The 22364-nt window shown below is 57.4% G+C and carries 21 protein-coding genes and 1 other annotated feature; of the genes, 9 read left to right on the forward strand and 12 right to left on the reverse strand.

From position 1 onward, the window contains the following. Position 1: 1 nt before the first annotated feature. The 3 genes from thrA to ABFX35_RS21505 all read right to left on the reverse strand — a co-directional run bounded on the left by thrA (position 2) and on the right by ABFX35_RS21505 (position 3512). A complete protein-coding gene (thrA, locus tag ABFX35_RS21495) occupies positions 2-2461 on the reverse strand; it encodes a bifunctional aspartate kinase/homoserine dehydrogenase I (protein ID WP_279024302.1) in 2460 nt (819 codons plus the stop codon). A 27-nt stretch (positions 2462-2488) separates the two neighbouring features. Then, positions 2489-2606, reverse strand: a sequence feature (Thr leader region). Continuing rightward, positions 2545-2631, reverse strand: a complete 87-nt coding sequence (gene thrL / locus ABFX35_RS21500; RefSeq protein WP_095846048.1) for a thr operon leader peptide — start codon at positions 2629-2631, stop codon at positions 2545-2547. (Overlaps the previous feature by 62 nt.) A 194-nt stretch (positions 2632-2825) precedes the next feature. Then, positions 2826-3512 carry a tRNA/rRNA methyltransferase gene (locus ABFX35_RS21505; protein WP_346082842.1) on the reverse strand — a complete coding sequence of 229 codons (687 nt, stop codon included), beginning with the start codon at positions 3510-3512 and terminating at the stop codon, positions 2826-2828. A gap of 629 nt (positions 3513-4141) precedes the next feature. On the opposite strand from ABFX35_RS21505, the gene arcA reads away from it, so the two are divergent. Next, a complete protein-coding gene (gene arcA, locus ABFX35_RS21510) occupies positions 4142-4858 on the forward strand; it encodes a two-component system response regulator ArcA (protein WP_279024306.1) in 717 nt (238 codons plus the stop codon). 55 nt (positions 4859-4913) lie between these two features. Here the strand turns inward: arcA and creA are convergent, their stop codons facing one another. After that, the gene (gene creA / locus ABFX35_RS21515) at positions 4914-5393 is read right to left on the reverse strand and encodes a protein CreA (RefSeq protein WP_279024307.1); all 480 of its coding nucleotides are present in this window, start codon (positions 5391-5393) and stop codon (positions 4914-4916) included. Between the two features lie 350 nt (positions 5394-5743). On the opposite strand from creA, the gene robA reads away from it, so the two are divergent. Further along, positions 5744-6607 carry an MDR efflux pump AcrAB transcriptional activator RobA gene (robA, locus tag ABFX35_RS21520; RefSeq protein WP_279024309.1) on the forward strand — a complete coding sequence of 288 codons (864 nt, stop codon included), beginning with the start codon at positions 5744-5746 and terminating at the stop codon, positions 6605-6607. On the opposite strand, the gene gpmB is transcribed toward robA, so the two are convergent. Next, positions 6604-7251, reverse strand: coding sequence for a 2,3-diphosphoglycerate-dependent phosphoglycerate mutase GpmB (gene gpmB / locus ABFX35_RS21525; RefSeq protein WP_346082843.1), 648 nt, complete (start codon positions 7249-7251; stop codon positions 6604-6606). The two genes, robA and gpmB, sit on opposite strands and share 4 nt — an antisense overlap. 207 nt (positions 7252-7458) lie before the next feature. Here gpmB and yjjX point away from each other — a divergent pair, with 207 nt between their 5' ends. Continuing rightward, positions 7459-8001, forward strand: a complete 543-nt coding sequence (gene yjjX, locus ABFX35_RS21530) for an inosine/xanthosine triphosphatase (RefSeq protein WP_095846054.1) — start codon at positions 7459-7461, stop codon at positions 7999-8001. Positions 8002-8003: 2 nt separating this feature from the next. On the opposite strand, the gene trpR is transcribed toward yjjX, so the two are convergent. Together trpR and sltY are read right to left on the reverse strand one after the other, a co-directional pair. Beyond that, positions 8004-8336: a trp operon repressor gene (gene trpR, locus ABFX35_RS21535; RefSeq protein ID WP_121553125.1), complete on the reverse strand. Its 333-nt coding sequence runs from the start codon at positions 8334-8336 to the stop codon at positions 8004-8006. 54 nt (positions 8337-8390) lie between these two features. Then, a complete protein-coding gene (gene sltY, locus ABFX35_RS21540; RefSeq protein WP_346082926.1) occupies positions 8391-10310 on the reverse strand; it encodes a murein transglycosylase in 1920 nt (639 codons plus the stop codon). A gap of 421 nt (positions 10311-10731) precedes the next feature. On the opposite strand from sltY, the gene yfiR reads away from it, so the two are divergent. The 4 genes from yfiR to ettA all read left to right on the forward strand — a co-directional run bounded on the left by yfiR (position 10732) and on the right by ettA (position 14958). Continuing rightward, entirely contained in the window at positions 10732-11331 is a 600-nt protein-coding gene (gene yfiR, locus ABFX35_RS21545) for a regulatory sequestration protein YfiR (protein WP_279024314.1), read from the forward strand. Next, on the forward strand, positions 11328-12575 hold the full coding sequence (gene dgcN, locus ABFX35_RS21550; RefSeq protein ID WP_346082846.1) for a diguanylate cyclase DgcN/YfiN: 1248 nt from the start codon (positions 11328-11330) through the stop codon (positions 12573-12575). Before yfiR ends, dgcN begins: the two co-directional genes overlap by 4 nt. A 34-nt stretch (positions 12576-12609) precedes the next feature. After that, positions 12610-13107, forward strand: a complete 498-nt coding sequence (gene yfiB / locus ABFX35_RS21555) for an outer membrane lipoprotein YfiB (protein WP_346082848.1) — start codon at positions 12610-12612, stop codon at positions 13105-13107. 183 nt (positions 13108-13290) lie between these two features. Next, on the forward strand, positions 13291-14958 hold the full coding sequence (gene ettA, locus ABFX35_RS21560; RefSeq protein ID WP_279024319.1) for an energy-dependent translational throttle protein EttA: 1668 nt from the start codon (positions 13291-13293) through the stop codon (positions 14956-14958). 192 nt (positions 14959-15150) lie between these two features. Here ettA and ABFX35_RS21565 read toward each other — a convergent pair whose 3' ends face one another. Both ABFX35_RS21565 and ABFX35_RS21570 read right to left on the reverse strand, forming a co-directional pair. Beyond that, on the reverse strand, positions 15151-15420 hold the full coding sequence (locus ABFX35_RS21565) for a hypothetical protein (RefSeq protein ID WP_346082850.1): 270 nt from the start codon (positions 15418-15420) through the stop codon (positions 15151-15153). A gap of 164 nt (positions 15421-15584) precedes the next feature. Further along, positions 15585-16472 (reverse strand): LysR family transcriptional regulator, encoded by an 888-nt coding sequence (locus tag ABFX35_RS21570; RefSeq protein WP_423783639.1) that lies wholly within the window; start codon positions 16470-16472, stop codon positions 15585-15587. 122 nt (positions 16473-16594) lie between these two features. Here ABFX35_RS21570 and ABFX35_RS21575 point away from each other — a divergent pair, with 122 nt between their 5' ends. Then, positions 16595-17596 carry a zinc-binding alcohol dehydrogenase family protein gene (locus ABFX35_RS21575; RefSeq protein WP_346082852.1) on the forward strand — a complete coding sequence of 334 codons (1002 nt, stop codon included), beginning with the start codon at positions 16595-16597 and terminating at the stop codon, positions 17594-17596. A 127-nt stretch (positions 17597-17723) separates the two neighbouring features. Here the strand turns inward: ABFX35_RS21575 and nadR are convergent, their stop codons facing one another. From nadR to serB, 3 genes are all read right to left on the reverse strand, one after another. Continuing rightward, complete coding sequence (gene nadR, locus ABFX35_RS21580) at positions 17724-18998, reverse strand: multifunctional transcriptional regulator/nicotinamide-nucleotide adenylyltransferase/ribosylnicotinamide kinase NadR (RefSeq protein WP_346082853.1); 1275 nt, start codon at positions 18996-18998, stop codon at positions 17724-17726. A gap of 58 nt (positions 18999-19056) precedes the next feature. After that, positions 19057-20442, reverse strand: coding sequence for a DNA repair protein RadA (gene radA, locus ABFX35_RS21585; RefSeq protein ID WP_346082854.1), 1386 nt, complete (start codon positions 20440-20442; stop codon positions 19057-19059). A 74-nt stretch (positions 20443-20516) separates the two neighbouring features. Continuing rightward, a complete protein-coding gene (gene serB, locus ABFX35_RS21590; RefSeq protein WP_346082928.1) occupies positions 20517-21494 on the reverse strand; it encodes a phosphoserine phosphatase in 978 nt (325 codons plus the stop codon). A 115-nt stretch (positions 21495-21609) separates the two neighbouring features. On the opposite strand from serB, the gene ABFX35_RS21595 reads away from it, so the two are divergent. After that, complete coding sequence (locus tag ABFX35_RS21595; RefSeq protein ID WP_346082856.1) at positions 21610-22293, forward strand: YtjB family periplasmic protein; 684 nt, start codon at positions 21610-21612, stop codon at positions 22291-22293. Positions 22294-22364 lie beyond the last annotated feature (71 nt).

Consider the following 22364-nt stretch of genomic DNA (forward strand, 5'->3'; position numbering starts at 1 on the left):
ATTAAACTCCTAACTTCCATGACAATGTGCGCAACAGATCGGCAAATACCCCTGCCGCGGTCACATCATTACCGGCGCCATAGCCACGCAATACCAGCGGCAACGGCTGATAGTAGCGGCTATAGAAAGCCAAGGCATTTTCGCCGTTTTTAACTTTATACAATGGATCGTTACCGTCGACCGCATCAATTCGCACCTGGCAGCGCCCATCTTCGATCACCCCGACATAGCGCAGCACTTTGCCTTCGGCGCTGGCGGCGGCCACGCGGCGCGCATATTCGCCGTCCAGTTCCGGCAAGCGCGCCAGGAAGGTGTCGACATCGCCGGTCGCGTCAAAGGAAGGCGGCAATACGGACTCCACGTCGATATCGTCCAGCTCCAGCTTGTAGCCGGCTTCGCGCGCCAGGATCAGCAGTTTGCGCGCCACGTCCATCCCGGACAGATCGTCACGCGGATCCGGCTCGGTGTAACCGTTGGCTTTCGCCTGCAGCGTGGCGGCCGACAGCGACATGCCTTCGTCCAGCTTACCGAAAATAAACGACAGGGAACCGGATAGAATACCAGAAAAACGCACCAGCTCATCGCCAGCGTTCAACAGGTTCTGCATGTTCTCGATAACCGGCAAACCGGCGCCGACGTTGGTGTCGTACAGGAATTTACGGCGTGAACCCGCTGCGGCGCTGCGCAGTTGCTGATAATAATTCATCGACGAGGTGTTGGCTTTCTTGTTTGGCGTCACCACGTGGAAACCGTCGGCCAGGAAATCGGCATATTGATCCGCCACCGCCTGGCTTGAGGTACAGTCGACGATCACCGGGTTGAGCAGATGATACTCTTTCACCAGGCGAATCAGGTGGCCCAGGTTGAACGGCTCTTTCGCCTGCGCCAGCTCATCGCGCCAGCCATCCAGGGAAATCCCGTGCACATTGGTCAACATTGCGCGCGAGTTGGCGATGCCGCAGACGCGCAGATCGATATGTTTTTGCTTCAGCCACGGCTGCTGGCGGTAGATTTGCTCAATCAACGCGCCGCCGACGCCACCGACGCCAATCACGAACACTTCAATCACCTGATCGGTGTTGAACAGCATCTGATGGCTGACACGCACGCCGGTAGTCACGGCATCGTTACTGACCACCACCGAAATGGAGCGCTCGGAAGAGCCCTGGGCGATAGCGACAATATTGATGTTGGCGCGCGCCAACGCGGAGAAGAAGCGGGCCGAGATGCCGCGCAGGGTGCGCATACCGTCGCCCACCACCGAGATGATCGCCAGGCCTTCCATCACGTCCAGCGGCTCCAGCAGCCCATCTTTCAACTCCAGGAAGAATTCGTCTTCCAGCGCGCGGCGCGCCCGCTGCAGCTCGTTTTGCGGCACACAGAAACTGATGCTGTATTCCGAAGAGGATTGGGTGATCAGCACCACCGAGATCCCGGCGCGCGACATCACGGCGAACACGCGAGCGGCCATGCCCACCATCCCTTTCATACCCGGCCCGGAGACGTTGATCATCGCCATATTGTTCAGGTTGGTGATGCCTTTTACCGGCATATCCGGATCCCGACATTCCGCGCCGATTAGCGTACCGGGGGCTTGCGGGTTGGAGGTGTTTTTAATCAGGCAAGGAATTTGGAACTGGGCAATCGGGGTGATGGTGCGGGGGTGAAGAACTTTGGCGCCGAAGTAGGAAAGCTCCATGGCCTCCTGATACGACATCGACTTCAGTAACCTGGCATCCGGCACCGTCCGCGGATCGCAGGTATAAACGCCGTCGACATCGGTCCAGATTTCGCAACAGTCGGCGCGCAGACAGGCGGCCAGCACCGCCGCCGAGTAGTCGGAGCCGTTGCGCCCCAATACCACCAGCTCGCCTTTGTCGTTGCCCGCGGTAAAGCCGGCCATCAGTACGATGTGGTCGGCGGGGATAGCGGCTGCGGCGATACGCCGGGTGGATTCGGCGATGTCGACGGTAGACTCGAGATAGCCGCCCTGCGCCAGCAGTTTTTCAACCGGGTTGATCACCGTCACCGGGTAGCCCTTGGCTTTGAAAACCCCTTCCATGATGGCGATAGACAGCTTTTCACCGCGGCAGATGATGCCCGCATTCACCCCGTCCGGGCACTGCCCGAGTAACGCCACACCGTGCAGCACGTGTTTCAGTTGAGCAAATTCCTGATCCACCAACGCTTTCAAACGATCGTACTCAAAACCGGGAACCGCCTGCGCCAACCCGCTCAACAGTTCGGCGAAGATGCGCTCTGCGTCGCTCATGTGCGGCTGAATATCTTGCCCGGCCACCGTTTTATCAATCATTGCCACCAAGTGATTGGTGATTTTAGCGGGCGCGGACAAGACCGTGGCCACCTGGCCCTGACGGGCATTATTTTCCATAATATCGGCAACGCGCAAAAAACGTTCCGCATTCGCCACCGAGGTTCCGCCAAATTTCAGCACTCGCATTTTTCGTTTATCTCCCAAATTTAAGCCGAAAAAAAAGCCCGCACTGGTTAGGCGCGGGCTTTTTTCTAGTGTTCCTGTACGCGTCAGCCCGCCCCGTTACCAATGGTACCGGTGGTGGTAATAATTGTGGTGTTCAGGCTGATATAGCGCATCTGTTCTGTCTGTCTCATTAGAAACTCTGTCCCCTCTATTGGTTAAAGCAATCGGCTCGTTAAGTCAAATTATTTCGCGTTTTTGTTTATTCCGCGCGCGCAGGCCTATTCAGTGGAGATAACAACACAAATGCAAAAAAGCAGGATAAAAATCAGATGCCCACGGGGTTTTATGGACTATATCACCAGCAAAATGCGATTCCGCACGAGAATCACTTCGCCAGTTTTTTTTCTATGTCGTGCAATAATCGGTGCAACATCACCGTATCCCGCTGCTGCAGGCTACCCAGCCGCTGATGCAGCCAATCGCGCATTTTTTGGTCATCGGCCACTTCCAGGCTCTGTAATAGCCGCTCGGCGCGTCCGCGCAACGCCGAAAGTTGCCCCACATCGGCGCAGGGCTCTGACGGCGCGGCGACGTTCATGAGTTGGGCAAGTTGGTAGCAATACACCATCACGGCCTGGCCAAGGTTAAGCGATGGATAATCTGCCTGCATCGGCACGCCGGTCAGCAGATCCGCCAGCGCCAGCTCTTCGTTGCTTAGGCCCGAGTCTTCGCGGCCAAACACCAGCGCGGCCTGCTGTACCCAGCCTTGCCGCTCCGCCATCACCTGCGACAATTCCTGCGGCGTGCAGTAATAGTGAAAGCGCGCCCGGCTGCGCGCAGTGGTGGCGACGGTAAAATCCACGCCGGCCAGCGCGGCCTCCAGGCTTGGGTAACACTGTGCCTTATCCAGGATATCGCCCGAGCCATGCGCCACCCAGCCCGCCGCCGGTTGCAAGTGGGCTTCGCTGTTAACAATCCGCAGCGAGGTAAACCCCATGGTTTTCATCGCTCGCGCTGCCGCGCCGACGTTTTCCGGCCGTGCCGGCTCCACCAGAACAATATGAAACTGCATCAACACTCCAGAAAATCAGGTAGGATAATATCCAGGCTATACAAATTGCTTATTAATTTCACAAAAAATCAACATCACATAAAGCACTGCTAATGTTCATCATCAAATAACGCAGTGAGGCCAGGAATAATCAGTAATCGGTACAAATAAATTATTCATTAGTTTTATCAATTACAATCAATAAGATATAGGTTTTATTTTCGCATTATGCCCTAAGCCGCCATTATTAACGATAATATTGCTGAATCGTTCATAGAATTTGTCATTCCGTGGCATAAGGTGGCATTCCTGTAAGTGTTTTTCACAAATCTGTTAACGTGCTACAATTGAATTTGATATATGTCAACAAACCGTAGTTTTGTTGGGTGATGATTTCGTCACACACTGTTATATTGCTGTTAATAGGGTTAGGATATGCGCCGTTTTGGCACTGTTGGGGTTATAGGGAATAACATCCCCACCTAGCTAGCGATCTTGTTGACATTAGATGGAAAGTGCATCAAGAACGAGTTTACGTACTTTAGTCGTTTGGTAAGAGGGTTCCGAGCGCTATCTCAACCCTTGGTTAAAAAAACAAAGACTTCTGTACTTCCTATTTTCTATTTTGTTGGCAATTTTAGGTAGCAAATATGCAGACCCCGCACATTCTGATTGTCGAAGACGAGGTAGTTACTCGTAACACCCTGAAGAGCATTTTTGAGGCGGAAGGCTACATCGTTCATGAAGCCAATGATGGTGCAGAAATGCACAACATTCTGTCTGAAAATGACATCAATCTGGTCATTATGGACATCAACCTGCCAGGCAAAAACGGCCTGCTGCTGGCGCGCGAACTTCGTGAACAAGCCAGCGTCGCATTGATGTTCCTGACCGGCCGTGACAACGAGGTGGATAAAATCCTCGGCCTGGAGATCGGCGCCGATGACTATATCACCAAGCCGTTCAACCCGCGTGAACTGACCATCCGTGCTCGCAACCTGCTGTCGCGCACCATGAACCTGAACAGCATCGGCGAAGAGCGCAAACTGGTTGAAAGCTACAAGTTCAACGGTTGGGAGCTGGACATCAACAGCCGTTCGTTGGTCAGCCCTGCCGGCGAGCAGTACAAACTGCCGCGCAGTGAATTCCGCGCCATGCTGCACTTCTGTGAGAACCCGGGCAAGATCCAAACCCGTGGCGAACTGCTGAAGAAAATGACCGGCCGCGAACTGAAACCGCACGACCGCACCGTGGATGTGACCATCCGCCGTATCCGCAAGCATTTTGAATCAACGCCGGATACCCCGGAAATCATCGCCACGATCCATGGCGAAGGTTACCGCTTCTGCGGCGATCTGGAAGAATAAACCGCCGGTTCCGCCCACCCCGGGAGCCGCTCACGCAGCTCCCGGCGGTATTGTTTTACCGGTTTTCACCCCACGGGATGATCGGCACGGCGCTGATCGCGTTCTTCGGCGATCCATCGACCACCTTATCTGAATAGGTCAGGTACACCAGCGCATTACGTTGTTCGTCGTAAAAACGCACAACCTGCAGCTTTTTAAACACCAGCGACGTGCGTTTTTGGAACACTACGCTACCCTGGTCCTTACCGTTTTTAATCTTATCGTTCAGCGCAATCGGCCCGACCTGCGAACAGGAAATCGCCGCATCGGCAGTATCTTCAGCCAGCCCCAGGCCGCCTTTGATCCCACCGGTTTTTGCCCTGCTGATATAACAAGTTACATTTTTGACATCCGGATCGTCGAAGGCTTCCACCACGATTTTGTGGTCTGGCCCAAACAGTTTAAATACCGTATCCACCGATCCTATCTGCTCTGCATGAGCGCTATTTACCGCTGCACAAGCAAGGCCTAATAGCAATAACCATCCCTTATTCATTTACTTAACTCCAATAATATTCACGCGGGCAAACCGTTGGCCCAGCGCCACACGAAGAGAACCGGCAGGCGCAAGGCTGGAAATACTCTGGCTTAGTCGGCCCCTTTTTATCACAGCACGCCGAAAAAATCTTTGGCAGTCGCGGATGAAAAAAATTGCTATTATGCGGCATCGTTATTTTTGCGCCTGCGGTTGGGCGCACTCCGACTCAGTGCATTGCGCAACGCGTATACCCACGGTAAAGCGTGCACCACTCCGCCGGCTATGGACATGCCCAACGAGCGCAGGCACCCGCGTAATGAATAAACAGTTTGGGTTTTTACCCTAAAAAAGTTTTACGAGGAAGATCTATGGATCAAGCCGGTATCATTCGTGATTTACTAAGCTGGCTGGAAAGCCATTTGGACCAACCTTTATCGCTGGATAACGTGGCGGCAAAAGCGGGCTATTCGAAATGGCATCTTCAACGGATGTTCAAAGATATTACCGGTAACGCCATCGGCGCATATATCCGGGCCAGGAGACTCTCCAAAGCGGCCGTGGCACTGCGTTTAACCAGCCGGCCGATTTTGGATATTGCCTTGCAATATCGCTTTGATTCGCAGCAAACCTTTACCCGCGCCTTCAAGAAGCAGTTTGCGCAAACGCCTGCTTTATACCGCCGGGCCGAGGACTGGAGCGCGTTCGGTATTTGCCCGCCTATCCGCCTGGGCGCATTTACCCTGCCGCAACCGGAGTACATCACTCTGCCGGAACAGCACCTGATCGGCCTGACGCAGAGCTATTCCTGCACGTTGGAGCAAATATCCAGCTTCCGCAGCGAACTGCGCATGCAGTTCTGGCGCCAGTATCTTGGCGAGGCGAAGACGCTGCCGCCGGTGCTTTACGGCCTTCATCACGCCCATCCCAGCCAGGAAAAAGACGACGAACAGGAAGTGCTCTACACCACGGCAATGGAACCGCGCTATCTGTCGGACAACGTGCAGGAAGGCCAGCCGCTGATCCTGCAGGGCGGCGAATACGTGCTATTCCGCTACAAGGGGCCCACCGACGGCCTGCAGGACTTTATCCTGACGCTCTACGGCACCTGCCTGCCGGCGCTGAAACTAACGCGCCGCAAGGGCCACGATATCGAACGTTTTTACCCGAAAGGCGAGCGCAATTCACCGCACAAAGAAGTGGAGTGCGAATACCTGATCCCGATCCGCCGCTAGCGCTGTAGTTCGTCCAACGCGGGCATATCCAGATGCGAGACATCGCCCGCGGTTTCGACGATCCACCCGGCCGCCAGCCACGCGCTTTGCTGGTGATCGATGCGTGACAGCGAACAGTTGCGCAGCCGCAGGCGCCGCTCGGCGTAGGGCGGCAGCCCGAGCACGGTGCTGATCAGGCAGCCCAACGCGATACCGTGGCTGACCAGCAGCGGCCTGCTGTTTGCCGGCAGCGACAGGCAGCTGTCGAGCGCGGCACGCATGCGTGCGCCCAGCTCCACCATCGATTCACCTTGAGGGATACGGCCATCAGCAGTACCATCGACCATCTGTTTACGCCAGCCTTCTTCTTCCGGCGACAGGCCGTCGATCAGGCGCTCTTCCAGAACGCCCATATGCAGCTCGCGCAGGCGCGGATCTTCAATCACCTCACAACCACAGGCATCGGCAATAATCTGCGCGGTGCGGCGGGTGCGGCCCAGATCGCTGGTGATAACGTGCGTAATGCCTTCTTTACTGGCGCGCCTGGCAACCAGTTGGGCCTGATGTTCACCCACTGCGGTCAGCGGGCTGTCGGACTGGCCCTGGATACGGCGGGCAACGTTCCATTCCGTTTCGCCGTGGCGAACGAGGTATACCTGTAACATTGTTGTTTTCCGTTATACTGCGTGAAACTTGTGTTTGTTTTTGCCGGCGCCCGTGGTAAACCCCGGTGCATCGGAGAACGCTTCAGGCTGCATTTGTTTGGCTGAGCCAAACTTCCCGGCTCGTGGCTTGTATCTGCACTCATGGCCGCCCACCGCGTTCATCCGCTCGATACGCTACGGCCCCACTTTAAGGATGCCAGACCCGCTATGTACCATGTTGTCGCTGCAACTACCAACCCGGCAAAGATCAAGGCCATTCAGCAGGCCTTTGCCGACACCTTTGGCGCAGAACAGTGCCGCATTGAATCCGTCGACGTCGCCAGTGGCGTATCGCTGCAGCCTATCGGCAACATAGAAACCCGCACCGGCGCACGCCAGCGCGTGATGGAAGCGCGCCAGGTCCGGCCGGAAGCCGACTTCTGGGTAGGCGTGGAAGCCGGAATCGAAGAGAACATGACCTTTGCCTGGATGGTGGTAGAAAACCCGCATACCCGCGGCGAATCACGTTCTGCCAGCCTGATGCTGCCGGAAGCTATTTTACAAGGGATCCGGGCAGGGAGCGAACTGGGAGATGAAATGGCGGTGCTTACCGGAAACAGCGACGTAAAACGGCAGGGCGGCGCCATCGGCGTGTTTACCGACGGGCGTTTAAGCCGCTCCAGCGTGTACTATCAGGCCTTGCTGCTGGCGCTGGTGCCGTTTCACAACCCAATTTACCAACAGCATCACACCGGGCGCCTGACCCCATAGGGTTACTCGGGCGCGTCACCGAGCAATTGCTGCTCCAGCCACTGTTTCAGCGCCGGGGAAGCCGCCTTCAGGCTATTGGAGCCACGCGTGATGGTGGCGATCCCGGTGCCCAGTTCATTCTTCAGCTCGCGCTGGCTCATCTTGCCGCGCATCAGTTCCTGAATAATCCGCAAACGCGTGCCCAGTGCGGTACGCTCATCCGGTGTCAACAACAGCTGCAGCAGCGGTTGATGCAAATCCCGTTCAAACGCCCCCTGCAGCAGCGCAATAAAGTGCTGCCAGTCTTCGTTGCCGTGTTCTGAAAGAGCGGGATCGTTACGCGATACTTGCGCCATGGCAGCCACCATACTATTTAACGAGTACAGCAGCATACCATAGCGCTGTCAAAATCAATAACGCCTCTGCCATTCGGCATCGGTCAGCACTTTTACCGGTTGATGCATGAAATAGCGGTAGAAAGCATCATACGCCAAGACATTTTTAACATAAGAGCGGGTTTCCGAAAACGGAATACTCTCAATGAACGCCACCGCGTCAATCCGCCCAGCGCTGTTGCCCAACCAGGTATTCACCCGTGACGGGCCGGCGTTGTATGCCGCCGAAGACAGAATACGGTTGCGGCCAAACTGCTGGTACACATATTCCAGATAGCTGGTGCCAATGGTGATATTGGTTTGCGGATCAAACAGCTGGCTCGGGCTGGAATACCCTGGGATGTTACTCATTTGCACCGTATGCTGCGCCGTGCGCGGCATTACCTGCATCAGGCCGGCGGCCCCCACCGGCGATTGCGCTTTCGGGTTCCAGGCGCTTTCCTGGCGGGCGATCGCCATCGCATAGCTCTGCGTAATCCCTTTATCGTCGGTCGCCTGGCGGAATTCACGCGCCCAGGCCATCGGGAAGCGCTCTTCAAGGTTATCCCATAATTTGCCCACGATCGTCGCCTGCACGCTGAGATCGGCCCAGTGCTGCTCAAAGGCATAACGCGCCAGCGCCTCTTGCTCCGGCCGGCTGCGGCTGGCGACAAAACCGCCCCACTCACTGCGCGCCAGATTATCCATATTCCAGTACATCAGTTCGCGCACCCGGGCAATTTCCGGGCCGCTGACCAACGCCGTGCGCGGCTTGGCGGCGATAGCCACCATCACCGGGTACTGAACGCCCAGCTTTTGTGCGGCAACCATCGGGTAGAAACCGCGATCGTTAACCAAACGCCGCAGCATCTCTTCACCCTGAGTGCGATCGCCGTCTTCCAGCATCACGCTTGCACGCCAGTAGCGCCATTCGTCTTTATTGCGGGATTCTTCCGGCAGGCGCGCCAGCCAGGTTCGTAACCCCTGCCGGTCGCCAGCGCCCAGCGCCATACGCACGCGCCGCTCCAGCAACAGCGGCGACTGACTGCGCAGGATAACACTATCGCGCCATTGCGCCTGCTCGCCGGTAGCGTCATTGCCCATCAGGCGCCATGCGACGGCTTCCTCCAGCGCCAGCTTTTCGCTGTCGCTCATTTTCTGCAACCGGGCCAGCGTTGGCAGCATGCCGCGGGCATTTTCCACATCCTGCCGCGCCAGGCGGGTAAACACGATGCGGGTAGCTGAACGGGTAAAATCGGTTGGGCCGACGCGGCGGGCGAAGCCCTCCACCGAGGTGGGATCGTTTTGCAGGGTGACCAGCGCATCCCCCATCGTGCGGTAGTCATCAGGCAGTTGCTGGGCCAGCGTGTTGACCAGTTTGGCATCGCCTTCTTCCAACGCCAGCTTCATCCGCGCTAGCGCCGTCAGCGGGGTCTGCTTACCCGCCGCCTGCCACACGCCAAACAGCCTGTCGCAAGCCCCCGGCAATGGCTTGCCGGTGAGCCAGATATTATCGGCCCCTGCCCAGGCTGCCTGCTGGTCACCGGTGGCCCATTTGGCATAATAGTAGTTACAGCGCGCGGCGACAGGCTTCGGCTCCTGTGGGCTAAACGCCAACAGCGCGGCCCAATCACCACGCCGGGCCAGCTCGTTGACAAAGCGGGGCGCCAGCGAACGCGCCGGCGGCAGCGTTGGGTGCTGCTTGATAAAGGCGCTGACCTCAGAAACGCCCACGGTGCTCAGATTCTGCGTCAGTTGGCGGTATTCCAGATAAGGATAAAGCGGATAGTCTTGCAGCGTCGGCATCAGTTGCTGCACAACATCCATCTGATTGCTATCCCACGCCTGCTTGATCTGCAGATAACGCTGGCGCTGGGCATCCAGCGAATCCGCCCATACGGCGCTTGAAAGCGCCGCCAGGCACAGCCCAACCGCCCAACGCCGCCACTTGTCCACCTTGACCATACCTACTTTATCCTCATTGGTTTTTTTCCCCGCGGCCCAGCCCTGTGAAAGCCACACGCCGCCGTGCCTGCGTAGCCAAAGCACAGCCTAACATAGACAACACAATCGCTTATCCATTCATTAATGTAGCCGAAGTTTACGCCGGCGCCCCCTTTAGCTGGCCACTGGCGGAAGTATCCTCTTGAGACAGCGGGAAAAGATGAAAAACAGCTAAGATTAATCCCAGAAAGCAGCACAAAAAGCGCACATCGGATAGCGCTTATAATACAATCCGCGCCTGTTTGGCTCAGCGAGTATTGATACCGTTATGCGATTGCGTGCAAACGACATTGCGCTTGATCACGTCAACTGAGCCGAATTTTTCATTGTTACACGGCTGCAACACGTTTGGGCCAGTTGATCGGGATGGCTGATGAAGAGAGTAACCACTGCCCCACTACGGGTTTCGACCGCAAGACAGGGCGCCACGCGCTTACGTTTTTTTCGCCAACTGATCGTCGTGCTGATTGCGCTGTTGTCTCTGTCTGGCCAGGCGCGCCCTGGCTCCAACGAACTTTATCAAAAACGCACGCATTCCGTCGCTACGGTGGTGATCGGCATCATCAGCTATACCCGCTGGCCCGTTGAACCTAACCCGATTCGCCTGTGCATCACCGCCAACCCGCAATACGCCGAGCGGCTGTTCGATCCCGTGCTGCTCACGGCCCCCCGGCCAATAAAAACGGCGCTCATGCCGTTAAACAGTCAGTTTCTGCCCGGCCAATGCGATGTGATTTATCTGGGGAATATCAGCGCCAGCCAGCAACAGGCGCTGCTCCACCGCATAAGCGGCCACGCGATTCTCAGCATCAGTGAAAATGACAGCGAATGTTCTGCTGGCAACGCTTTCTGCCTGCAGATAGCCGGCGATCACGCCAGCTTCAAAGTCAACCTGGACGCCCTGGCACGCAGCGGGGTACATGTGCACCCGAACGTGCTACAGCTGGCAAGGGACCCGGAGCTGCCGCTATGAACCTGTTACGCAAGAAACCCGCGCCTGCCCCTCGCCCCACGCTGGGCAGCGTGTTACAGCGGATGAACCTGGGGCTGGCGCTGATCGCCGTATGCACCGCGGGCGTGTTCCTGACGCTGGTTGCCCTGTTCGCGCTGCGGGCTTACGCCAACCATAATCTGCACCTGATCGCACGCTCCATCAGCTACACCGTGGAAGCCGCCGTGGTGTTTGAAGACCGTAATGCCGCACGCGAAGCGCTGGCATTGATCGCCTCGAATGAAGAGGTACTGGATGCCCACATCCTGGATAGCCACGATAAGGTGTTGGCTTCCTGGCAGCACCCGCAAAGCGGCCCGCTGCACGGCATGGAGGAGGTAGTCGCCCACTGGGTGCTACCGGAACCGGTGACATTGCCGATCGTCCATGAAGGCAAACTGGTCGGTAAAGTTTGCCTGAGCGGCAACGGAAGCAGCCTGCTGCGTTTTCTGCTGCGGGGGATAGGCGGCATGATCGCCTGTATGGTGCTCAGCACCTTGTGTGCGCTGGTGCTGTCACGCCGCATGCTGCGGGGCATTGTCCGCTCGCTGGATGACATCGCCAACGTCGCCCACGCGGTGCGCAGTAACCGTACCTTCGGCCTGCGTGTGCCTTCGGCGCCGATCGCCGAACTGCATGAACTGAGCCGGGATTTCAACGGCCTGTTGGACGAACTGGAAGCCTGGGAAGCCAAGCTGAAACAGGAAAACGACTCGTTGACCCACCGCGCGACCCACGACAGCCTGACCGGGCTGGCAAACCGTGCATTTTTCGAAGGGCGCCTTAGCCGTACGCTGCGCGATAACCAAGCGCCGCAAAAGGTCGCACTGCTGTTCATCGACGGCGACCGCTTCAAAGAGGTGAACGACACCTACGGCCATGCCGCCGGTGATGAAGTGTTGGTTTCAGTCGCCGGGCGGATCCGCGCCCAACTGCGGGAAACCGATCTGGTTGCACGGCTGGGCGGCGACGAATTTGCCGTTCTGCTAGCACCGATCAACAAACTGGCCGACGTCACGCGCATTGCCGACAACATTATCAGCAGCATGGAACAGCCGATTTTGTTGCCCAACGGCGTGAAGATCACCACCTCGCTGAGTATCGGCATTGCTCTGTATCCCGACCATGCCGCTACGCCGCAGACGTTGTTGCAGCGGGCCGATACCATGATGTACCAGGCTAAAAGCCTTGATAACGGGGGCTGGCAAGCCGCAACGCGCCAATAAAACCAACCATAAAATGAAAACCAGGGAATTGATTATGTTAAGACACACACGCATACGGCCATTTTCATTGTTGGCGCTCTTATTTAGCGCTCTGCTGCTTCTGAGCGCCTGCCAAAGCAAACACCAGGGGTTAACGCCGGAGCAGATCGCACTGTTGCAATCCCAGGGGTTCAAACTGACGGATAACGGCTGGGAGTTCGGCTTTTCCAATAAGGTGCTGTTTGGCAACAACGTTGATGAACTGACGCCGGCAAGCGCAGCAATCGTGGAAAAAATGGGGCGCGCACTGCTTAGCGTCAACATTACTCAGTTCCGCCTGGATGGCCACACGGATAACTACGGCGAAGATAGCTATAACGATCGGCTCTCACTGCGTCGTGCCGATAAGGTAGCCGATCTGCTCGCCAGCGTCGGCATTCCCCGCGCCGATATTACCACCCGCGGTATGGGCAAACGCCTGCCGGTCGCGGATAACCGCACCGCCAGCGGCCGGGCGGAAAACCGGCGCGTGGCTATCATCATCACGCCCTAGGCATGAGCCGGGGCATGCCACGTGATAGCGAAAATAATTCGCGTTCCCGGCAGGCGGCAACTTGAAGTCTGGCCGGGATATCGTCATGATCGTGAGATGTTAGGCTGTGCCCCGTTACTGAAACGGGCTACACTTCAGCTCCAGACATTTTTGTCAAACTGATATAGAGAGGCTCAGAGCAACGTGGCTCAATACGTCTATACCATGCACCGCGTCGGCAAAGTGGTTCCGCCGAAGCGGCATATACTGAAAAACATCTCCCTGAGTTTCTTCCCTGGCGCCAAGATCGGCGTGCTGGGCCTGAATGGCGCCGGTAAGTCTACGCTGCTGCGCATCATGGCCGGCATTGATACAGAAATTGAAGGCGAAGCGCGCCCGCAGCCGGGGATCAAAATCGGCTACCTGCCGCAGGAGCCGCAGTTGAACCTGGAACACACCGTGCGCGAATCGGTGGAAGAGGCGCTCTCTGAAGTGGTCGGGGCGTTGAAACGCCTGGACGAAGTGTACGCGCTGTATGCGGAAGAGGACGCGGATTTCGACAAGCTGGCGGCTGAACAGGGCAAGCTGGAAGAGATCATCCAGGCACACGATGGCCACAACCTGAATACTCAGTTGGAACGTGCGGCCGATGCGCTGCGCCTGCCGGACTGGGATGCCAAAATTGCCAACCTCTCTGGGGGCGAACGCCGCCGTGTAGCACTCTGCCGCCTGCTGCTGGAAAAACCGGACATGCTGCTGCTGGACGAACCGACCAACCACCTGGATGCGGAATCCGTGGCCTGGCTGGAACGCTTCCTGCACGACTTCGAAGGCACCGTGGTGGCGATTACCCACGACCGTTACTTCCTCGACAACGTGGCCGGTTGGATCCTGGAGCTTGACCGTGGCGAAGGGATCCCATGGGAAGGCAATTACTCCTCATGGCTTGAGCAAAAAGATCAGCGCCTGGCGCAGGAAGCTTCAGCCGAAGCCGCCCGCCGCAAATCAATTGAGAAAGAGCTGGAGTGGGTGCGCCAGGGCGCCAAAGGCCGCCAGTCCAAAGGCAAGGCCCGTTTGGCCCGCTTTGAAGAGCTGAACAGCACCGAATACCAAAAGCGTAACGAAACCAACGAGCTGTTTATTCCACCGGGCGCGCGCCTGGGCGATAAAGTGCTGGAAGTCAGTAACCTGCGCAAGTCCTACGGTGACCGCGTGCTGATTGACGATCTCTCCTTCTCTGTACCGAAGGGCGCGATTGTCGGCATCATCGGCCCGAACGGCGCCGGTAAATCAACGCTGTTCCGCATGATGTCCGGCAAAGAGCAGCCAGATTCCGGCAGCATCGTGCTGGGGGATACCGTCAAGCTGGCGTCTGTCGATCAGTTCCGCGACAACATGGACAATAGCAAAACCGTGTGGGAAGAGGTTTCCGGCGGCCAGGACATCATGCGCATCGGCAACACCGAAATGCCAAGCCGCGCCTACGTCGGCCGCTTTAACTTTAAAGGCGTCGATCAGGGTAAACGGGTTGGCGAACTGTCCGGCGGTGAGCGCGGCCGTTTACACCTGGCCAAACTGCTGCAGGTTGGCGGCAACATGCTGTTGCTGGATGAACCGACCAACGATCTGGATATTGAAACCCTGCGCGCCCTGGAAAACGCCCTGCTGGAGTTCCCGGGCTGTGCCATGGTGATCTCGCATGACCGCTGGTTCCTCGACCGTATCGCTACGCACATTCTGGATTATCAGGATGAAGGCAAGATTGAGTTCTTCGAAGGCAACTTTACCGAATACGAAGAATACAAGAAGCGTACGCTGGGCGCCGATGCGTTGGAACCTAAACGCATCAAGTACAAAAAGATCGCCAAATAAGCACGTTGCGTTAGGCAAAGCCCGCAGCCGCACCACTCCGTTCACTCAAGCTGTTTTGGGTGAACGGGGTACGGGTTTTTGAGATACGAACGGCCCTGTTTTTGGGCCGTTTTCCTTTCTCCGGCAGGATAAACTACGAGCCTGTGTCCGCGTTCCAGACAAAATATCCCTAAGTTCCTGCCTCACGCGCTATTACCGCAGCAGAGATCCAATGATCGAACTGAATGTGATATCTCCAGCAAAATTTTTAGCCGCAGCCGTATTTTCACCGAGATGAGTGCGTAGCTGTTTCAGGGCACTTTTTTTGTCCGGGGTATCGGCCTCAAAATCACTCTTCTGATAATCGGAATCCAGTAGCTGTGCGCTTTCCGTATCACTGTCGGTGGCTCGAACATCATCTGCTTTGACGTAGAACTTATAATGGGGCATGGGTTCACTCCTTGTTAACAGCAGCATCTTCATTTACCGGTGACCGCCTTCGGCGGTTCTGAAAGAGATCCAGCCGCCAGAATCGCTTTGCAGCACCGTCTGATTCCATACTGATACTGCACCCCCAGATGAGGTTATGCAAAAACGGGCTGAACCGCAAAAAGCCCCGGCGGATTGTCGTCTACGCGTTGGGGCGTTCATGGCAGCGGCAATGCCCGATCGTAGTCGGCAAATATCGGGTGCTGCACCACGACGTCGATAAAACACGCCAGGGCCGGTGAGTTAAGCTTGCGGCTCGGATAGACCAGATAAAGCGCATTGCCTTGCGCCTGCCATGCCGGCAATACCGGCACCAGTTTTTTTTGCGCCACCACTTCGTGGCTGAGAAACGCCGGCAGCAGCGTGATGCCCGCGCCGGCGATCGCACACTCACAGGCATAGAACAGGTTATCGGTGGTGTGCGCCAGCGGCAGTTGCCAACGGAAATACTCCGCGTCGCGCCGCAGGATCAACGCTGACCAGGCGCGATGCGCGATGCAACGGTGCTGTTGAAGCTGCTGCGGATGTTCAATGCTTGGGTACTGTGCCAAATAGTCCGGCGCGGCCAGCAGATAGCGCGGCGCATACCCCAGACGACGGCCAATCAGGGTGGAGTCCTGCGGTTTACCGGTGCGCAGCGCGGCATCAACCCCCTCCTGCACCAGATCGACCATCGCGTCAGAAACCGATATTTCCAGCGAGACATCCGGATACTGCCGCTGAAAATCCGCCGCCAGCCGGGGCAGCAACGTCGCCCCCAGCCCGGCGGGCGCGGTGATCCGCAGCCTGCCGCTGGGGTTGTCGCGCAGCCGTTGCAGCGCCATATCGGCACGCTCCGCAGCGGAAAGCATCGCCTGGCAGTGTTCCAGATAGCGCTCGCCGGCAAAGGTCAGGTTAAGCTGACGGGTGGTACGGTTGAGCAGGCGTAGCCCCAGCTTCTGCTCCAGCTGGCTGACACGCTGGCTAACGCTGGATTTTGGCAGCCCCGCCCGCTGGGCGGCGGCGGTAAAGCTGCCGCATTCGGCGACCAGCGCGAAGAGCGCCATATCCTGCAACTGTTTAAACACTATTGTTCGCCTTAGATGAACACTCAGTTACCGATTGTCCATCTTATCACCTACCCCGACGGAGACTAGACTAAAAGTCTCTATTAGAAAGGAGCACACATATGTCGATTAAAGCTATTGCCGTAGATCCAAAGCACCCAGCCACGTTCATCGAAATCACCCCGGAGCAACCGACGCCGGGCAAAGACGACCTGCTGGTAGCGGTCAAAGCGGTATCCATCAACCCGGTGGATACGAAAGTCCACGCCGGCCTGCAAAAGAACGGCGTGCAGCATCCGCGTATTCTGGGCTGGGACGCGGCCGGGATCGTCCAGGAAGTGGGCAGCAACGTCAGCGGGTTCAAGGTGGGCGATGAAGTGTGGTATGCCGGCGACATCACCCGCCCCGGCAGCAACAGCACTCACCAACTGGTGGACGCGCGCATTGCCGCGCACAAGCCCAAAAGCCTGGACTGGGCGCAGGCGGCCGCCATGCCGCTCACCGCGCTGACCGCCTGGGAAGCACTGTTCGAACACCTTAAGATCCAGGAAGCCGGCGCAGAAAAAACCCTGCTGATTATCGGCGGCGCCGGCGGCGTAGGCTCATTGGCTATCCCCTTCGCGGCCCAGCTTAGCCAGGTCACCGTGATCGCCACCGCTTCACACCCGGCTTCGGCTGACTGGTGCCGTGAACGTGGCGCCAAGCTGGTGGTGGACTATCACGATCTGAAGGGCAACCTGGCGAAGGAAGGTATCAAGCAGGTGGATTATATTTTGTGCCTGAACGACACCGACGGGCACTGGGCTGCCATCAGCGATCTGATCGCCCCGCTGGGCCACGTCTGCACCATTGTTGAAAACGCTCAGCCGCTGGATCAGGACATACTCAAACGAAAAAGCGCTGCCCTGCATTGGGAATTCATGTTCACCCGCAGTATGTATACCACGCCGGACATTGCCCGCCAGGGCGAAATCCTGCAGCAGGTGGCCGACATGGTGGATAACGGCAAACTGGGCACCACGCTGAGCGAAACGCTGCATGGGCTCACGGTAGAGAACCTGCTGGCCGCACATAAAAAAGTGCTGGCAGGCCATATGCAAGGCAAGCTGGTGATCGCCTACTAGGCCAGTAAACGGCGATGCGCCGTGTCTTTTACGCCCTTGATGTTAGCGCACGGCTCAGCATCATCAACGGCGCATAATACTTGCGTGAACCACGGGCCGGATCCGCTCTGGCCCGTGGTTACGCAAATCACCGGGTGACCCATTGTTGTTCCGGCACAGACGCCAAGCGGTTGGGATCGGCGGCCAACAGTTGTTTGACCAGCTCCACACAGCGCAGGAAGCGCTCATCGTAATCGCTGGATTCCACGTACACATACTCAATATTGTTGGCACGCAGCATCTCTTCCAACAATTGCTGGAACGCTTTGCGATCGCTCGGGCTGCCCAGGCTACGCAGGCCATCAGCCACCCACGGAGTATTGTTCTCCAGCAGGATCACCAGATCAAAACGGTACTCATCGATCAGCGCCTGAACAAACGGGTGTTCGCGCCCTTCGTACTTTTTGCAAAACGCCTGGGTGGTGACAAAATCGGTATCGATAAACGCCACCTTGTTGGCGTACTTCACGGCAAAATCCACATACTGCGCCTGCCCGAGGGCGATCTTGTCGTAATCGGAGTATTGCAGCGCCATTTCATCGCCGCCCAGGTGTGAGAACACGTAATCGCGGCCGTATTCCCAAGCGCTGGTGGTGTTGAAGATATTCGCCAGCTTGTTGACCAGCGTCGATTTCCCGCTGGATTCGCCGCCGAGGATCGCCACGGTGCGCACAAAGAACGGCTTCACCTCGGTGGGAATGTAATCCCAATAGCGGAAAGGATCCTGACGGATCTGGCTGCCGCTGATGTTCATGAAGGAGCGTTCAGGATCGATCAGCACCGTTTCAATGCCCAGATATTCGCGGTAACGCGGCGCATCTTTCTCTTCGCTGGAATAAATCACGCCCGGCACGATGCCCTTCTGCTCCATGAAGTTTTTCATGCCGCCACTCCACGCCCCCCAGCCATAGGGATAAGGCTCCATACCGTGTTCATCAAAGGAGTGAATATGAATGTTTTTCTGGTATTTAAAGGTTTGCAGCAGCCAGCGCAGACGATCGCTGACCGTCGGTTGCTGCGACATGGAGCTATTCTCGAACAGTTGACGATCGCGCGGTTCATCGTGGCACATGATCACGTGCAGCTCATCCACCTGGCTGCAAGCACGCTGAATCAAATAAATATGGCCGGTGTGCAGTGGGTAAAATTTACCAAACACAACACCCACTTTTTTCTCACGGCGAGGAAATTCCAGGCCAAGAAAGCGATGCAGTGCTTCCAGCTTTTGCGCACTTGGGCTTTTGATTTTATCGTTCAGCAACTGGCTAAGATAGCCCTTAGTCATACCGCTGGCATCGGCCACTTGCTGCAGCGTACAGCTTTTTTGCTTAATTGCCGCCTTCAGGTAATCGAATTGCCGCATAGCACCTCCTGTTTAGTATGCTAAACAAGATAACATATTCTCCGCGCCGGGCGATCAATTAAAATTCGTCCAGCACCCTCAACGCATCCGCCAGCTTCTTCACGCCGAACACCTGCATATTGGCCGGCGGCCGTTTCGGAACGTTGGCGTGCGGCACAATGGCGCGTTTAAAGCCGTGTTTAGCCGCTTCGGAAATACGTTCCTGGCCGCTCGGCACCGGGCGGATTTCACCGGCCAGCCCCACTTCGCCAAACACCACCAGATCCTGCGGCAGCGGACGATCGCGCAGGCTGGACACCAGCGACAGCAGCAAAGCCAGATCGGCGCTGGTTTCCGTGACTTTCACCCCGCCCACCACGTTGACGAACACATCCTGATCCGACATTTGCAAACCGCCGTGGCGGTGCAGCACCGCCAACAGGATCGCCAGCCGGTTCTGTTCCAGCCCTACCGCCACGCGCCGCGGGTTGGACATCATCGAGTGATCCACCAGCGCCTGGATCTCCACCAACAGCGGGCGAGTGCCTTCCCAAACCACCATCACCGAGCTGCCGGAGGTGATCTCATCGCCGCGGCTAAGGAAAATCGCTGACGGGTTGCTCACTTCGCGCAGCCCCTGTTCAGTCATAGCGAACACCCCCAGCTCATTCACCGCGCCAAAGCGGTTTTTGTGGCTGCGCAGGGTACGGAAGCGGGAATCGGCGTCGCCGTCCAGCAGTACCGAGCAGTCAATGCAGTGCTCCAGCACTTTCGGCCCGGCCAGAGAACCGTCTTTGGTTACGTGGCCGACCATCACGATCGCCACGCCCCGGGTTTTGGCAAAGCGCGTCAGGTAAGCGGCGGTTTCACGCACCTGCGCCACGCTGCCCGGCGAAGACTGAATGTCCGCCATATGCATAACCTGGATCGAGTCGATCACCATCAGCTTCGGCTGTTCCTGCTCGGCGATCAGGCAGATCTGCTCGATGCTGGTTTCCGACAACATGTTCAGATTCGCGGTGGGCAACCCCAGGCGGTGGGCGCGCATCGCCACCTGCTGCAACGACTCCTCGCCGGTGACATACAGGGTTTTCATCTGCTCGGCCAGTTTACACAGGGTTTGCAGCAGCAACGTACTTTTGCCGGCGCCGGGATTGCCGCCAATCAAAATGGCGCTGCCCGGCACCACACCGCCGCCCAACACGCGGTCAAACTCTTTGAAACCGGTGGAAAACCGCGGCAGCTCTTCCAGGCTGATATCAGACAGCTTCTGCACTTTGCTGACGCCAGCATCCCCGGCGTAACCGCTAAAACGCTCGGTGCGGGAAGAGGAAGACGCGGCGGCAGCCAAGCGGACTTCGGTAATGGTATTCCAGGCATGGCACGCGCTGCACTGCCCCTGCCAACGCGGGTAGTCCGCACCACACTCATTACATACAAACGCCCGTTTTACTGCTTTTGCCACGAATAACCTCTTAAAAAATTACGCTCTCTACAGACAGGATAGCCACACAGGGCGTTAAGCACACCTCGCGTGCGTTAACGCACTTCGTGTTTCAGGCTGCCGGTTAGCACGCACAGCACGCCGCGCAGATCGGCATGGCGGATCGCCACCTGCGCCTTTTCGTACACTTTGGGTTTGGCGTGATAAGCGATGCCCAGCCCGGCGACCTGCATCATTTTTAAATCGTTGGCGCCATCGCCAATCGCTACCGTTTGCTCCGGCGGGATACCCAGCTTTTGCGCCAGCGCCACCAATGTATCGGCTTTGAACTGCGCGTCCACCACCGGCCCCAGCACCTCGCCGGTCAGTTTGCCATCGCGGATCCCCAGCTCATTGGCCGCCACCGCCACCAGTTTCAGCTTATCGCGCAGGTGTTCGGCAAAAAAGGTAAACCCGCCGGAAGCGATGGCGACATGCCAGTCCAGCGACTGCAGCTTGCGCACCAGGCTAGTCAGCCCCGGCATCAGCGGCAGGCTATCACGCACCTGCAGCAGGATATTGGCATCGGCGCCCTTCAGCGTGCCCACGCGTTGGCGCAGGCTGGCGGTGAAGTCCAGTTCGCCGCGCATCGCGCGCTCGGTCACTTCCGCCACCTGCTCGCCGACGCCGGCCAGTTTGGCGATCTCATCGATGCATTCAATCTGGATCGCCGTGGAGTCCATATCCATCACCAGCAGGCCCGGCGTGCGCAAGTGCGGGATTTTGCCTAGCGGCGCGACATCCAGGCCGTTCTCCGCCGCCAACGTTATGATGCGTGGGCTCAGGGAGCCTGCCAGGCGCACAACCTGGTAATCCTCGACCCACCAGGCGGCCACAATCACCATTGCCGCGCCCAGTTGGCGCTGGAACTGGGTGATGCGCGCCTTATCCAGCGCCTTGCCATACAATAGCCAGCCCGTATGGCCTGCCCGATAATCCAGCGGCATCACTTCGTCGCCGCTTAGTGAAAGAGGAAGACCCGGCCATTGGGAGATCTCCGCCGGAAGATCGCAATAGGTCAGACTGTTCGACATCATTAACTCCTGAAAGGGATACACATCAGCCAGCGCATAATAAAACGACGCATCAAGCTATCCTATCGCTATTGCTTCTGGCAACATAAAGTATCCGACAACCTAAGGAAGCCGCATGGCACGCGCCAAACTGAAATTCCGCCTGCACCGCACGGCTATTATTTTGATTTGCTTGGCATTATTAGTTTTATTAATGCAGGGTGCTTCTTATTTTAGCCTGAGCCACCAGATCGCACGCTCAGAGCAGGTGGAAGAGTTGGCGCAAACCCTGACCCGCCAGGTGGCTTTCAGCCTGGCGCCGTTGCTGGATGACGATAACGACATCGATCATCAACGCATCGACGCCATCCTTACGCAACTTACCGACCACAGCCGCATTCTGGACGCCAGCGTCTACCAGTTGGACGGCACGCTGGTTTCCCACGCCGGCGAACAGATCAGCATCCGCGATCGTCTGGCGCTGGATGGCAAGCGCGCCGGCAGCTACTTTAACCACCAGATGGTGGAATCTATTCAGGGCAAAGACGGCCCACTGGGCTTCATCCGGGTTACGCTGGATACCCACGTGCTGGCGACCGAATCCAAGCAGGTGGACAACACCACCAACCTGCTGCGCCTGATGATCCTGCTGGCGCTGGCAATCGGTATTATTCTGGCACGCACCCTGCTGCAAGGGCGCCGCAGCCGCTGGCAGCAGTCGCCGTACTTGCTAACCGCCAACACACCGCTGGCCGAAGGCAACACGGTGGAAGATGACAAACGGGAAAACGAGAAAAACGCGCCCGAGCGGCCATCATAACAAATCGGCCGGCCGTTTGGCGGGGGGAATGCGGGGCAGGACAATACCGTTGGGCGCACATGGCGCCCTGC

The sequence above is a fragment of the Gibbsiella dentisursi genome (assembly GCF_039539505.1).
GTDB classification, from domain to species: Bacteria; Pseudomonadota; Gammaproteobacteria; order Enterobacterales; family Enterobacteriaceae; genus Gibbsiella; species Gibbsiella quercinecans.

Excerpts from the sequence above, each read along its gene's own strand:
- thrA (WP_279024302.1), bottom strand. The coding sequence starts at position 2,461 with ATGCGAGTGCTGAAATTTGGCGGAACCTCGGTGGCGAATGCGGAACGT.
- trpR (WP_121553125.1), bottom strand. The coding sequence starts at position 8,336 with ATGGCGCAAGTATCGCGTAACGATCCCGCTCTTTCAGAACACGGCAAC.
- arcA (WP_279024306.1), top strand. The coding sequence starts at position 4,142 with ATGCAGACCCCGCACATTCTGATTGTCGAAGACGAGGTAGTTACTCGT.
- yfiR (WP_279024314.1), top strand. The coding sequence starts at position 10,732 with ATGAAGAGAGTAACCACTGCCCCACTACGGGTTTCGACCGCAAGACAG.
- serB (WP_346082928.1), bottom strand. The coding sequence starts at position 21,494 with ATGTCGAACAGTCTGACCTATTGCGATCTTCCGGCGGAGATCTCCCAA.
- ABFX35_RS21505 (WP_346082842.1), bottom strand. The coding sequence starts at position 3,512 with ATGCAGTTTCATATTGTTCTGGTGGAGCCGGCACGGCCGGAAAACGTC.
- thrL (WP_095846048.1), bottom strand. The coding sequence starts at position 2,631 with ATGAGACAGACAGAACAGATGCGCTATATCAGCCTGAACACCACAATT.
- ABFX35_RS21565 (WP_346082850.1), bottom strand. The coding sequence starts at position 15,420 with ATGAAGATGCTGCTGTTAACAAGGAGTGAACCCATGCCCCATTATAAG.
- yfiB (WP_346082848.1), top strand. The coding sequence starts at position 12,610 with ATGTTAAGACACACACGCATACGGCCATTTTCATTGTTGGCGCTCTTA.
- ABFX35_RS21570 (WP_423783639.1), bottom strand. The coding sequence starts at position 16,472 with ATGGCGCTCTTCGCGCTGGTCGCCGAATGCGGCAGCTTTACCGCCGCC.
- yjjX (WP_095846054.1), top strand. The coding sequence starts at position 7,459 with ATGTACCATGTTGTCGCTGCAACTACCAACCCGGCAAAGATCAAGGCC.
- ABFX35_RS21575 (WP_346082852.1), top strand. The coding sequence starts at position 16,595 with ATGTCGATTAAAGCTATTGCCGTAGATCCAAAGCACCCAGCCACGTTC.
- nadR (WP_346082853.1), bottom strand. The coding sequence starts at position 18,998 with ATGCGGCAATTCGATTACCTGAAGGCGGCAATTAAGCAAAAAAGCTGT.
- dgcN (WP_346082846.1), top strand. The coding sequence starts at position 11,328 with ATGAACCTGTTACGCAAGAAACCCGCGCCTGCCCCTCGCCCCACGCTG.
- gpmB (WP_346082843.1), bottom strand. The coding sequence starts at position 7,251 with ATGTTACAGGTATACCTCGTTCGCCACGGCGAAACGGAATGGAACGTT.
- robA (WP_279024309.1), top strand. The coding sequence starts at position 5,744 with ATGGATCAAGCCGGTATCATTCGTGATTTACTAAGCTGGCTGGAAAGC.
- ABFX35_RS21595 (WP_346082856.1), top strand. The coding sequence starts at position 21,610 with ATGGCACGCGCCAAACTGAAATTCCGCCTGCACCGCACGGCTATTATT.
- creA (WP_279024307.1), bottom strand. The coding sequence starts at position 5,393 with ATGAATAAGGGATGGTTATTGCTATTAGGCCTTGCTTGTGCAGCGGTA.